Here is an 11,156-nt window from a genome sequence, read left to right on the forward strand (position 1 = left end):
GGCCATAAGTTGCTGGTTCAATCGGTGGCGCTGGATCGTACAATAGCAAACAATTACAACGTTTTTATCAAAGCGAGGAACAAAATTATGGCCGCTGGTGTTGGCATTTTCATTGGTTATATTGCTGTTTTTACCGGGGTCGCCCTTGGTCTCCTCTACGGTCTACGGTTTGTCAAGCTAATTTAACCCATCTTCAAGTTAACTGAGAGAGGGTTTTACAAGTCCCCCTGTCTCCCCTAGTGGGGGGAAACTAGAGAAAAGTCCCCCGGAATTGCGGTCGCGTTAGTGGGTGAGTTTAGGGGGCAAAAATTGGTCAACTGGCAACGTCAATTAATCGCTAGGGCCAGGATTTTACTTTAAAAATTTTAAAAAACTACATTAAGCAAAATTATTTAGGCACCACTATGTTTCCCACCACCCGTCCCCGCCGTCTGCGCCAAACTGATGTTCTCCGCCGCATGGTCAGGGAAAATACCCTCACCGTCAATGATCTGATTTATCCCCTGTTTGCCGTTCCTGGTAATGCCGTGGCCAAGGAAGTGGTGTCCATGCCAGGGGTGTACCAGTTATCGGTGGACAAAATTGTCGATGAAGCAAAGGAAGTACGGGATTTGGGTATTCCTGCCATTATTCTCTTTGGTATTCCTGAAGATAAGGATACTGACGCCACGGGGGCTTGGCATGATTGTGGCATTGTCCAAAAAGCGACGGAAGCGGTGAAAAAAGCGGTGCCGGATTTGGTGGTCATTGTTGATACCTGTTTGTGTGAATACACCAACCATGGCCACTGCGGCTACCTGGAGACGGGGGATTTAACCGGCCGGGTGTTGAACGATCCCACCCTGAAATTGTTGAAGAAAACCGCTGTTTCCCAGGCCAATGCCGGGGCGGATATCATTGCTCCCTCGGGGATGATGGATGGTTTTGTCCAGGCCATTCGGGAAGCATTGGATGACCATGATTTCCAAAATATTCCCATTCTTTCCTACGCAGCTAAGTATGCTTCGGCCTATTACGGCCCCTTCCGGGATGCGGCGGACTCCTCCCCCCAATTTGGCGATCGCCGCACTTACCAAATGGACCCAGGCAACAGTCGGGAAGCCTTAAAAGAGGTGGAATTGGATTTGCTGGAGGGAGCGGATATGGTAATGGTCAAACCAGCTTTGTCCTATATGGATATTATTTGGCGCATTAAGGAAATGACCAATCTGCCGGTAGCGGCCTATAACGTTTCCGGGGAATATTCCATGGTGAAGGCCGCCGCCCTCAACGGTTGGATTGATGAGCAAAAAGTTACCTTGGAAACCCTGACCAGCTTTAAACGGGCCGGGGCGGATTTGATTTTGACTTACCACGCTAAGGATGCGGCCCGCTGGCTCCAGGGCTAAAGGGATAATCCCCATAATTAGTCGATCCTAATTTCAAACGGCTTGGCGATGGATAGGGTGGGTTGGGAGAAAGGAAAATAATGCCTAAAGCGCCCCTATTAAGTGTTTGTATTCCTGCCTATAACCGCCCTGCTTGGCTAAGGCGGGGTTTGGAGTCGATCGCCGTTGGGGATGGCACTGACATAGAGGTGATCATTACCGATGATTCCGACACTGACCAGGGCCAGGCGATCGCCGCTGACGTGTTGGAGAATTGGTCAGGAGTCTGGCGTTATGAACACCATCAACAGCCGTTGGGCATGGCCCAAAATTGGAACCGTGCTATCCAATGGGCCACGGGGCAGTATGTGATGGTTCTCCACGACGATGATTTTTTTTTGCCCCAGGGATTGGGTCGGCTGGTCAATAAGTTGCAGGGGTTAGGGAACCAATACCCAGTTTTATTATTTGGGGTCTGGGTAGTGGATGCCCAAGAACGGGTGATGAAGCGGCAAAAGTTTAGACAGGATGAATTTTTGCCGCCCCATAATGCATTAATTAGGCTTTTTTCCAATTCTTCCTTGGTGCGTTTTCCTGCTGTGGTGATCCGACGGGACCTATTTGTGGAGGTGGGTTACTTTAACCCAGACTGGCGGGAACCCTGTGACCTGGAAATGTGGATGCGGTTATTTGCCAACTATGGGGTGTATTGCTGCCGGGAAGCCACCGTAGCCTACCGAGTACATGCCCAAGCCTTAACCATGGCCTCTTTCCATGAAAAGACGGTGGAAATTTTACTCAGGTTATTTGAGGAACTGGCCAAGTTCAACCTTTTAAGCGGGTCGGAATTGGAGCAATGTAAACAATTATTTTTTCATCAATACATTTTGGCAGGGGCGTGGCGGCAGTTGCGACGGGGGCAATGGGATACATTTAAAGCGGTGATGGGTTTATGGCAATTGCCAGAGCTTGGGGGGATGCTTTGGACACCGAAATGGTGTTTTTTTCGATCCTTGTTCACAGCCCTAGCCCGCTTGCCCTACCCTTAATGGTCAATGGGGTCAACCTTCAGTAAACGCAACTGTTCCGCCAGGCGATCGGCTCTTTGTTTTTCAGATTCAGCCCGTTGTTTCTCAAACTCAGCCCTTTCTTTTTCAGATTCGACCTGTTGGGATAGCTCCACCGTTGTTAAAAATGGTTGTCCATTGGGGTAATAGACATTCAATCCTTCTGGAGTTAACACGAAGCTAATCCTCAACAGTGGACTTTGCCAATTGTTGATGTCTTCAATAACGGTAAGTTCATCCGCTGATCGTTGTAAACCCACTAATTCTTGGCAGTCTGGATCGTAAATATAATATTCTTCTACGCCATAACGGCTATAGAATTGGAGCTTTTTCGTCATTTCTTTGATGGTATTCCCTGGGGACAATATTTCAAAGACAACCTGGGGGGGAATATTATCTTCCTGCCACTGACGATAGGAACCCCTATCTCCCTTGGGTCTTCCGAACACAACAAAGACATCGGGGGCAACGCGGATATTGGGGCTTCCTTCAACGGGATACCAGAGTAAATCCCCTGCAACAAATACCTGGGGGTTGTTGGCAAACAAACATTCTAAGTTTTCTTTCAGTAAAACAATCCAACGAAATTGCTTGGTGTTATCAGCCATGGGCTGTCCATCACTGTCAGGGTAGATAATTTCACGATCTAGGGAGATTACCATTTCGTTAGCCCCATTGGATTGCCACTGAGTTTTCGTTATTCTTATTCTAAAAGATGTTAATGGCGATCGCCGTCAAGTTGGAAGATTCTCATTAGCCCTGGAGCCAGTTAAAGATTTCTTGGGCACTTAAGGTTAGGGGAATATCATTAAGAACAGGGAGAATGCTATCATCTCGGCTAATGATGAGGGGTTGATGGGGCTGAAAAACTAAAATAATTTCTTCGAGGGGATCGATTAACCAGGCTAATTCGGCTCCCTCTTCTAGGCAGGTTTGAATTTTAGTAATAATTCTGGTGCTTCTTTGGTCGGGGGACAGGATTTCGATCAGCCAATCGGGGGGGCCTGCTAAGGGCTGATTAGTAGTGGGTAGTCGATTGATACGGGTAATGGCAATGTCAGGAACGATAGAGTTATTACCCAGGACACAGCGAAATTCGGGGAGAGCTTCATAGATGGTGCTAGCGTTATCAATTTTGGCAACGAGGCGTTTTTGTAGTCGGCTATGATACAAAGTCGGCATCGGTTTTTGGCTGGGCACTTGGTTAATGAGTTCCCAGGCGGGGGATTCTTCAATGTTGGGTAGTTCCAGGAAATCCTTTAGAGTGAGGGAGGAAAGTGCTGGTGACATATTTCGGGATGGCTTAGGGCTTGGCTCGATTATAGAGTTTCTTTCAGGGATGTCTTGGAGCTAAGATAGTCAGGTTTTACCGAGTTTCTGGCCAGCTTCGTAGATGATAATTTTGCTGATCTTTTTGATTAGGCTTTTGATGCGGTGAGCCAGACTGATAATGGAATCAACTCCGGGTAGTTGATTGAGAGCCACGATTATTTTTCTTTATTTTCAATCCGGCTGACAATAAAATCATAAATCTGTATTGCCATTTTAATTGCTTCTTCTGCGTCCTCTTTTTCCGGCTCCATCAAATCTCCTGGGTATCGAAATTCTGTTGCATAGGGCGTTAAGACATCAGCTAAGTTGTCTAAGGCTTGGAAGCTTGGTTCACATTGGCAACACAGATCCAGCAAGACATCTAGCTCATGAGTTTTGTTCAATATCCATGACTAGGCAGAGAAGGGGACAACTCCATTTTAGCTCTGGGTTAGGCAGAGTTAATTGGGGCTAGGGTAACCAGGTTTTACCGAGTTTACCGATGAGACCATGGTAAAAGCTGAGGCAGGATGCCTAAATTTATTGTTAAGTACAACAGAAAAATCCTAAATTTTTGAGTTTACCGAGTTGGTAATGACCTTTTTTAATCATTAAATATTTACGGGTTAACCAAGGTTGATTGGGAAGATTGATATAGGTATCAATAACATCTAGTTGCTCGGTGGATAGTTGTTCTTGAAAGGTTTGTCGAAATTTTTGGGCTTGTATAATAGTTTTTTGAATATCACTTCTGATTTTTTCGATATTGTTAAGGCGGGAAAGGATATAGCTAAGGTTCCATTTTCTTGCACCAATACTGTTTTGTTGATGTTGGCGATAAAGAACAGTGGGTTCGGGGATATAGGCTATTTTTCCTAAGGCGGCGGCGGTGAGAGCGATCCACCAATCATGCATGATAGCTTCTGATGGAATTGGGGTTACCAGGTCTTTGAGGGGCTTGTTGATAAGCATGGTACAGCCTGTAACAAAATTTTGTAGCAAAAGTCTGGGCAGAAGTTTGGGGGGATTAGGGTCTAGATTTTGATACTGTCGAAAGGATGGATGAATCAGGTTTAGCTTTTGGTCAACAACGATGAGATCACTATGAATAAGAATCGGCGTAGTTTTACCATATTCGGCTTCCATGTATTGCATTTTTTTGAGACTTATCTCAATTTTATGAGGAAGCCAAACGTCATCTTGATCGCAAAAAAAAAGATAGTTATGCTGAGATTTTTTAAGAAGAAAATTTATATTATTAATAATCCCTAGTCTAGTGTTTTGCCTAAATAAATTTAATTTAAATTTTTCGGTTTTTGTTAACTTTAATAAATCCTGAATATTATTAGTAGATAAATCGTCACTAATCGTTAAATTATAACATTGATGTGTTTGGGAGTATATTGATTGCATTTGCTCAATAATATATTTTTGGGGATTAAAAATAGGAAGAATAATTTCACTTAGCATCTTAATTCTCGCTATTTTCAAGACTTTTTTTTAGTGATTCTAAATACTTAAGTCCATACCTTTCGTCAGGTTCTAAATAAGCTGATTCAGCCCATTCATTCCAAGCATTAATAAAAATTAGCTGTTCATTGTCATTTTTTTTGCTAACTTTAGATACCAGGTTTTTTAGCCAATATTCAAATTTTTCAGGTGTAGCTCCTTCAAAAATTGTTGCCCTGTTACCATATCTTGCTGTATTGTCCCAATCAACAAAAGCTCCTTCAAATACGGGTAATTTTGAGGTGATTTTGCTTGCTATGATGTTTTTCCAAATCTCGTCGTAGTCATAAAATGTAGTACTTATAGGCTTGTCACTTGTCTTTAGTTGTAATAAAATCAATAAATCTTTAAATTTTAATGGTAGATATTTATAGAGTTTTAAAAATGCTCTTTTAAAAATAGACAAGTTTTTATTCTTAAGATTAAACGCTGTAAAAAATGGCTGAAAAAGCATTACACCGTCAAAATGCCGAAGTATATTTTTTTCGGGTAGTTGATATTGATTAATAGCGATAAAGAATATACCTTTTAGTCCATATTCTTTGGCTTTAGTTTGCCAATAGTCAAACATTTTGCCAATTTCATAAATTTTTTGAGGGCGATAAATCAAAAATACGGGCTTACCGTCTATTTTAATTGCTCTCTCATCTGTCCAAGCTTGAATCAAATAATCAAAATGTAATGCCCATCTTTCTACTTCTGGTGGGTGAGTTTGTAGTTGTAAAATGTCATGATCTTGTCCATCCCATCTTCTAGACCAGGTTTCGTTTGCCCAGGCTAAGCAAAATTTAATATCCAGGTCTTTATTTTTGAGAAAGATATTGGTTGGTGTTTCTAAAAGCTGTTTGCCATCAAACCAATAATGATAATGACAAAATCCATAAATTCCATATTCTTGAGCAAGTTTAACTTGTTGTCTTATCGTCTCTTCCTGAGACTGATCATAGTAGTTGCTATTTTTTGGTACACGAGGTTGATAGTGTTCAGGGAATAAGGGCTGTGCTTTTTTTACGTTAACCCAATCGGTAAATCCTTTACCCCACCATTGATCATTTTCTGGAATAGGATGTAACTGAGGAAAATATAAGGCAACTAATCTAACCATAAGTTTCTGTTCAATTTACTCTAATTAGGTTTTGCAAGGCAAGCAAATTGAATATATTGCATGTCACTTACAGGGCCTATCAATAGTTTTGATATAAATTTTCCCTTGAAAGATTCAGAACGATTAATACCATCCATTTTAAGAATAGTGTAACCTTGCTCTTCAAACATTTTTTTGATACTTTTCTTGGTAAAAAATCTTAAATGTGTTTTATCTAGTACGCCCCATTCTTGATAGTCCCAGTTTCCATTGATTATAAGGTCATAAAGAATGGGAGCGTGTCTTATGTTTGGTAAAGAAGAAACTACAACTCCTTGATCAGTAAGATTGTCTTTCACTTTTTTTAATATAGAATAAGGATCTACGAGGTGTTCTAAAACATCATTGAAAACTATACAGTCAAAATATTTTTTAGGAATTTGATTAACTGCAGTCGCAATATCTTGTACTATAACTTTATCTATTTTTTTTTCTGCAATTTTAGCGGCATCTTTATTAATTTCAATACCCCAAACTTCTATTCCCAATCTCTCCTTTACTAAGGCTGAAAAGCATCCATTAGCACATCCTACATCTAAGACTGTCTTGGCATTATTCTGGATATAATTAAGCATTTCAATGCGGGTTGAGTCAAAATAGATTTCCTGAATTGTTTTTTGCATTTTTGTATATCTGATAATTTTTATAAGTTATAAATGTTTTTGTTTGAATTTGTTAAATAACTCTATATAGGGCAATAAGAATTATTTTGAGCTTACAAAATAATTCTTGATCTTGAACCATTGATTTCTTAGCTTCCAAAAAAAGCTTTTTTCTATTGTTTCTAGCATGTTTGCGTGTTGTACTTCTAATAGATTTAGTTTGTTTAATACCTCTTGAAGTTGACTCCTACAGTCAAAAAGTTCTTTTTTATAAAATTTAACTTGCCCTTTAGGAGTCAGTATTTCATGACATCGTAGTTTACTGACACTAAATTCAATGCTTTCATTTTCGAGGGGAGCTGTTTTTTGTGCAATAAGCATTGTATCATGCCATACATTGCTACCATCATCGTAGTTCTCATCATTCCATTGTGTTAATGCTTCAAGAACTTCTAAGTTTGCAAATTTAGCTAATGCTTTCATTCCATCTGGATAAAATCTCCAGCAATCCACAGGATATCTATGTTCATAACCACTTGAAGGAGCTATAAGACAACATAGTCCATTCTGCTTTAGTATTCTTTGAATTTCCAAAATGGTGATCCAAAAAAATTCAATATGTTCAAATGTTTGTCCTGACACTAAAACATCAACTGAGTTTGATTCAATTTCACTCCAATTATAAGCATTTTCAAGAACAATATCTACATTGTCTCCTTCCTCTAAATCTATGCCTATATATTTCCATTCAGGCTTATTAAATATAGATTTGTATGAACCGCCAATATTTTGGCTGCCTAAATCTACTATATATAATTTTTTGGCGCATTTATTTTGAAGATATTTTTCCATAAAATATCTCATTTTGTCTATAGAGCTTTTGTGCATAATAAAGTTTCCCACTTTAGTATTGGTCGAACTACGCCTGGAAAGTCACCGACATAATTTCCTCGTGCTGATTCTCCTGTGATTGGATCCGTAACCTTAAATAATAAAACTTCTTGCTCATGTGCATGCACAATAAAAGGCTCTTGAGTTAATACTGCCAATCCAACAGTAACAATGCCTTCTGCTAAAAAATTTTCGGGTATCCATACTGTAGCAGTGTAATTTCCAGGAATTCGTTTCTTTAATCGAATATCTGAAACGACATCGTGAGAATTAAGTATATTAATACCTTGTTCATTAAATAAATTACAACCATGAGTCAAGATCATTCCCTCTTGCATAACTTGATATTCGAAAGTAATGCCTATTTTTTCTGATACAGTGAAATCTGATTTGATTAATTGATCTTTGTTGTGTACTATCGCTCTTAGGAAGTATACTGCTTTATTTTCGTGTACATGAGATAAAGTCCATGCTTTCGTATTTTTGTTAACAAAACTCAATCCAATATATTTACTTATAGATTCTCTCGTGTTTTCATAACAATAAATACTTCCGTTTTTCATAAATATAGTTTTTGGACATATTCTATTTATTGAATCTATATTATGACTCACAAATAAAACCGTCCTCCCCTCCTTTGTTGCCACATCCCCCATCTTTCCCAAACACTTCTTCTGAAACGCCGCATCCCCCACCGCCAACACCTCATCCACCACCAAAATCTCTGGCTCCAAATGGGCCGCCACCGCAAACGCCAACCGCACATACATCCCCGACGAATAGCGTTTTACTGGCGTATCAAGGAATCTCTCCACCTCCGCAAAATCCACAATCTCATCAAACTTCTTCTTAATTTCCGCCCGTGTCATCCCCAGGATTGCCCCATTCAGATAAATATTTTCCCGCCCCGTCAGTTCAGGATGGAACCCCGTTCCCACCTCCAGTAAACTCGCCACCCGCCCATGGAGTTCAACCCTTCCCGTGGTAGGTTCCGTAATCCGACTGAGAATTTTCAACAACGTCGATTTCCCCGCCCCATTGCGGCCAATAATGCCAACGCATTCCCCCCGCTTCACCTCAAACGACACATCCTTCAACGCCCAAAACTCTTCCTTTGTCTGGCGATCGCCTTTGCCCCGCCCCGTAAACTGCTTCACCAGAGACTTAGCCCCATCCGCCAGCACATCCCGCAACGCCACATAATTAGACCGCCCTTCTGCTTGGTGGCCAATCATGTACTTCTTACCCAAATTTTCCACCCGGATCATCACGTCCGACATAGAAGCCCTAACCGAAAATCAACACTCCCCCAGCTTACCCAATCCTCCCCCAAGGGTTAACAGCTCCTACTAGATTCTTCACATTTAATCGAAAAAAACGTCAAAGAGTGTCCAAAATATCCTGCTTACTCACTTGCTTATGCCCAGAAACCGATCTCAAAATATTATTAAGCGTTCCTATTTGGAGAGGACTGTGGTTCAGAATACTGAATTCTTTGATGAGATGGACTTTGAGTATCTAAAATAATATGACTCCCCTGTTGATGAACAACTTCGTAGCCCCAATGACGACAAAGAACTTCAGCCAAAGTTTTACCCCTAAGATTACGAGGGATTTTCATCTAATTACCAACAACTCATCTTTAATTAAGTGCAGTTTTATATTTGGTATTGATGGCTGATCAAAATAGTAACCTTTAACCGCTTCTATGACATTCTCTTTGAGTTCATCCCAAGTATCTGCTTGCGTGAAAATATTCTCCGTTAAGCCTTCAGCAATAAAGCCACCGTCTTCTTCCTGAGTTACCTCAATAACAATGGTATTTTTCATAATTCTTCCCCTAATCCGACACCCTAACTATACGCTAATTATCCGATCAATATAGCCTAGCCCCGTCAACTCAGGATGAAACCCCGTTATCGGCTCCGTAATCCGACTCAAAATCTTTAATAAAGTGGGCTTCCCTGCCCCATTGCGGCCAATAATGCCAACTAATTCCCCCGCTTCACCTCAAACGACACATCCCGCAACGCCACATGACTAATCCCCTTTGGCTGGTGGCCAATCATGTACTTCTTACCCAAATTTTCCACCCGGATCATCAAGTCCGACATAGAAATCTCAATCGAGAACCGATACCCATTAGCTTACTCAACAAAACTCCAACGGCGATCGGCCTTAACAAACCGTTACTGAGGAATCGCAGATAATATAGCCCTTAGTGCTTTATTTACTGCATCAGAAGTTTTAAAAACCTTGGCAATGTCAGGCTCTAAAACTACAGTTATTAACTCCTGTGGTTTTTCAGTTACGAAGCGATTAGGATGTGCTTTACTGTAGTTGAAATTATACTCAGAAAGTAGTTCATCTTGTTCTAATACTGTTTTAGGATCGTTGATACTGCTCATAATTTTTTCTCTCCTTATTGGTAGCAAGACGGGCACTGATAATTCGGATTATCCGGTTACGTTCTGTAAAACTAACTACGAGAAGATAGCCCCGGCTATTGTGGCCAATAATAATCTCCCGCTGCTCGTCGGTAGAATGCCATTCGTCGTTAAAAATATAAGCTAGGGGATCATAAAATATCGTCTTTGCGTCCTCAAAACTAACGTCATGTTTACGAATGTTAAGTTCAGCCTTCTGAAAATCCCATTCAAATTGCAAATTCATTTTAACCCACCATCTGTCTCCTCGTCGGCTCCGTAATCCAGCTCAGGATTTTCAAAAACGTCGATTTCCCCGCCCCATTGCGGCCAATAATGCCAACTAATTCCCCCCGCTTCATCTCGAACGACACATCCCGCAATGCCACATGACTAATCCCCCCTGACTGGTGAGTGACTATGTACTTTCTGCCCAAATTTGCCACCCAGATCATCAAGTCCGACATAGAAATTTCAATCGAGAACCGATACCCATTAGCTTACTCAACAAAAGTCCAACGGCGATCGGACTTAACAAACTGTTACTCCAACCCCGTCCAATAAAATCCTCAGATGCGACTCGCCTATTTGTATTTAGATACGGCGGATTCCGCATCTAACTGGCACAGTGACAACAATGAGTAAAATAGTTCTGTCTAGTTGTAGCAGAATTCAGCATAACACCAATTTCTGCTAACTTTTCAACAGATTCTTTATCTTTAGGTCTAAATCGCCGAATGAAAGCTTTGAGTTCCCACCAAAGATGTTCAATAGGGTTAAAATCTGGAGAGTAGCGGGGTAAATAAATGACCTTAGCTCCTGCTGCTTCAAGCATTTCT

At 40.9% G+C, this 11,156-nt stretch carries 17 protein-coding genes and 1 pseudogene; 3 read left to right on the plus strand and 15 right to left on the minus strand.

Annotated features, from left to right (window positions below):
- From petL to IQ217_RS17905, 3 genes are all read left to right on the plus strand, one after another.
- Window positions 1-186, plus strand: a 186-nt coding sequence (gene petL / locus IQ217_RS19100) for a cytochrome b6-f complex subunit PetL (RefSeq protein WP_228025792.1), incomplete at its 5' end; no start/stop codon positions are given.
- 218 nt (window positions 187-404) lie between these two features.
- Window positions 405-1,388, plus strand: coding sequence for a porphobilinogen synthase (hemB, locus tag IQ217_RS17900; RefSeq protein WP_194021179.1), 984 nt, complete (start codon window positions 405-407; stop codon window positions 1,386-1,388).
- Window positions 1,389-1,468: 80 nt separating this feature from the next.
- A complete protein-coding gene (locus tag IQ217_RS17905) occupies window positions 1,469-2,416 on the plus strand; it encodes a glycosyltransferase family 2 protein (protein WP_194021181.1) in 948 nt (315 codons plus the stop codon).
- On the opposite strand, the gene IQ217_RS17910 is transcribed toward IQ217_RS17905, so the two are convergent.
- The 15 genes and pseudogenes from IQ217_RS17910 to IQ217_RS19115 all read right to left on the minus strand — a co-directional run.
- Complete coding sequence (locus IQ217_RS17910; RefSeq protein ID WP_194021182.1) at window positions 2,413-3,096, minus strand: Uma2 family endonuclease; 684 nt, start codon at window positions 3,094-3,096, stop codon at window positions 2,413-2,415. The genes IQ217_RS17905 and IQ217_RS17910 overlap by 4 nt on opposite strands.
- A 91-nt stretch (window positions 3,097-3,187) precedes the next feature.
- A complete protein-coding gene (locus IQ217_RS17915; RefSeq protein ID WP_194021183.1) occupies window positions 3,188-3,724 on the minus strand; it encodes a Uma2 family endonuclease in 537 nt (178 codons plus the stop codon).
- Between the two features lie 197 nt (window positions 3,725-3,921).
- A complete protein-coding gene (locus tag IQ217_RS17920; RefSeq protein ID WP_228024303.1) occupies window positions 3,922-4,149 on the minus strand; it encodes a HEPN domain-containing protein in 228 nt (75 codons plus the stop codon).
- Window positions 4,150-4,291: 142 nt separating this feature from the next.
- Window positions 4,292-5,215 carry a glycosyltransferase family 2 protein gene (locus IQ217_RS17925; RefSeq protein ID WP_194021184.1) on the minus strand — a complete coding sequence of 308 codons (924 nt, stop codon included), beginning with the start codon at window positions 5,213-5,215 and terminating at the stop codon, window positions 4,292-4,294.
- Between the two features lies 1 nt (window position 5,216).
- On the minus strand, window positions 5,217-6,359 hold the full coding sequence (locus tag IQ217_RS17930) for a glycosyltransferase WbsX family protein (RefSeq protein WP_194021185.1): 1,143 nt from the start codon (window positions 6,357-6,359) through the stop codon (window positions 5,217-5,219).
- A gap of 20 nt (window positions 6,360-6,379) precedes the next feature.
- Window positions 6,380-7,021 carry a class I SAM-dependent methyltransferase gene (locus IQ217_RS17935; protein WP_194021186.1) on the minus strand — a complete coding sequence of 214 codons (642 nt, stop codon included), beginning with the start codon at window positions 7,019-7,021 and terminating at the stop codon, window positions 6,380-6,382.
- Between the two features lie 81 nt (window positions 7,022-7,102).
- Complete coding sequence (locus IQ217_RS17940; RefSeq protein ID WP_194021187.1) at window positions 7,103-7,888, minus strand: methyltransferase domain-containing protein; 786 nt, start codon at window positions 7,886-7,888, stop codon at window positions 7,103-7,105.
- A complete protein-coding gene (locus IQ217_RS17945) occupies window positions 7,870-9,171 on the minus strand; it encodes an ABC transporter ATP-binding protein (RefSeq protein WP_194021189.1) in 1,302 nt (433 codons plus the stop codon). The genes IQ217_RS17940 and IQ217_RS17945 overlap by 19 nt, the downstream gene beginning before the upstream one ends.
- A gap of 337 nt (window positions 9,172-9,508) precedes the next feature.
- Window positions 9,509-9,721: a type II toxin-antitoxin system HicB family antitoxin gene (locus tag IQ217_RS17950; protein ID WP_194021190.1), complete on the minus strand. Its 213-nt coding sequence runs from the start codon at window positions 9,719-9,721 to the stop codon at window positions 9,509-9,511.
- Between the two features lie 27 nt (window positions 9,722-9,748).
- The gene (locus IQ217_RS19580; protein WP_476718279.1) at window positions 9,749-9,877 is read right to left on the minus strand and encodes a hypothetical protein; all 129 of its coding nucleotides are present in this window, start codon (window positions 9,875-9,877) and stop codon (window positions 9,749-9,751) included.
- A 5-nt stretch (window positions 9,878-9,882) separates the two neighbouring features.
- Window positions 9,883-10,005 carry a hypothetical protein gene (locus IQ217_RS19585; protein WP_476718278.1) on the minus strand — a complete coding sequence of 41 codons (123 nt, stop codon included), beginning with the start codon at window positions 10,003-10,005 and terminating at the stop codon, window positions 9,883-9,885.
- A 75-nt stretch (window positions 10,006-10,080) separates the two neighbouring features.
- Window positions 10,081-10,299: a hypothetical protein gene (locus IQ217_RS17960; protein WP_194021192.1), complete on the minus strand. Its 219-nt coding sequence runs from the start codon at window positions 10,297-10,299 to the stop codon at window positions 10,081-10,083.
- Window positions 10,277-10,564 (minus strand): BrnT family toxin, encoded by a 288-nt coding sequence (locus IQ217_RS17965; protein WP_194021194.1) that lies wholly within the window; start codon window positions 10,562-10,564, stop codon window positions 10,277-10,279. Before IQ217_RS17965 ends, IQ217_RS17960 begins: the two co-directional genes overlap by 23 nt.
- 1 nt (window position 10,565) lies before the next feature.
- Entirely contained in the window at window positions 10,566-10,784 is a 219-nt protein-coding gene (locus tag IQ217_RS19325; RefSeq protein ID WP_194021204.1) for an ATP-binding cassette domain-containing protein, read from the minus strand.
- A gap of 266 nt (window positions 10,785-11,050) precedes the next feature.
- Window positions 11,051-11,156 (minus strand): annotated as a pseudogene (locus IQ217_RS19115) (transposase); the annotation flags it as partial.

Origin of the sequence: Synechocystis salina LEGE 00031 (assembly GCF_015207985.1) — a bacterium.
GTDB lineage: Bacteria > Cyanobacteriota > Cyanobacteriia > Cyanobacteriales > Microcystaceae > Synechocystis > Synechocystis salina.

Bases quoted from the DNA above. Each gene is read 5' to 3' on its own strand.
- hemB (WP_194021179.1), top strand. From the start codon at position 405: ATGTTTCCCACCACCCGTCCCCGCCGTCTGCGCCAAACTGATGTTCTC.
- IQ217_RS17905 (WP_194021181.1), top strand. From the start codon at position 1,469: ATGCCTAAAGCGCCCCTATTAAGTGTTTGTATTCCTGCCTATAACCGC.
- IQ217_RS17910 (WP_194021182.1), bottom strand. From the start codon at position 3,096: ATGGTAATCTCCCTAGATCGTGAAATTATCTACCCTGACAGTGATGGA.
- IQ217_RS17915 (WP_194021183.1), bottom strand. From the start codon at position 3,724: ATGTCACCAGCACTTTCCTCCCTCACTCTAAAGGATTTCCTGGAACTA.
- IQ217_RS17925 (WP_194021184.1), bottom strand. From the start codon at position 5,215: ATGCTAAGTGAAATTATTCTTCCTATTTTTAATCCCCAAAAATATATT.
- IQ217_RS17930 (WP_194021185.1), bottom strand. From the start codon at position 6,359: ATGGTTAGATTAGTTGCCTTATATTTTCCTCAGTTACATCCTATTCCA.
- IQ217_RS17935 (WP_194021186.1), bottom strand. From the start codon at position 7,021: ATGCAAAAAACAATTCAGGAAATCTATTTTGACTCAACCCGCATTGAA.
- IQ217_RS17940 (WP_194021187.1), bottom strand. From the start codon at position 7,888: ATGCACAAAAGCTCTATAGACAAAATGAGATATTTTATGGAAAAATAT.
- IQ217_RS17945 (WP_194021189.1), bottom strand. From the start codon at position 9,171: ATGTCGGACGTGATGATCCGGGTGGAAAATTTGGGTAAGAAGTACATG.
- IQ217_RS17950 (WP_194021190.1), bottom strand. From the start codon at position 9,721: ATGAAAAATACCATTGTTATTGAGGTAACTCAGGAAGAAGACGGTGGC.
- IQ217_RS19585 (WP_476718278.1), bottom strand. From the start codon at position 10,005: ATGTCGGACTTGATGATCCGGGTGGAAAATTTGGGTAAGAAGTACATG.
- IQ217_RS17960 (WP_194021192.1), bottom strand. From the start codon at position 10,299: ATGAGCAGTATCAACGATCCTAAAACAGTATTAGAACAAGATGAACTA.
- IQ217_RS17965 (WP_194021194.1), bottom strand. From the start codon at position 10,564: ATGAATTTGCAATTTGAATGGGATTTTCAGAAGGCTGAACTTAACATT.
- IQ217_RS19325 (WP_194021204.1), bottom strand. From the start codon at position 10,784: ATGTCGGACTTGATGATCTGGGTGGCAAATTTGGGCAGAAAGTACATA.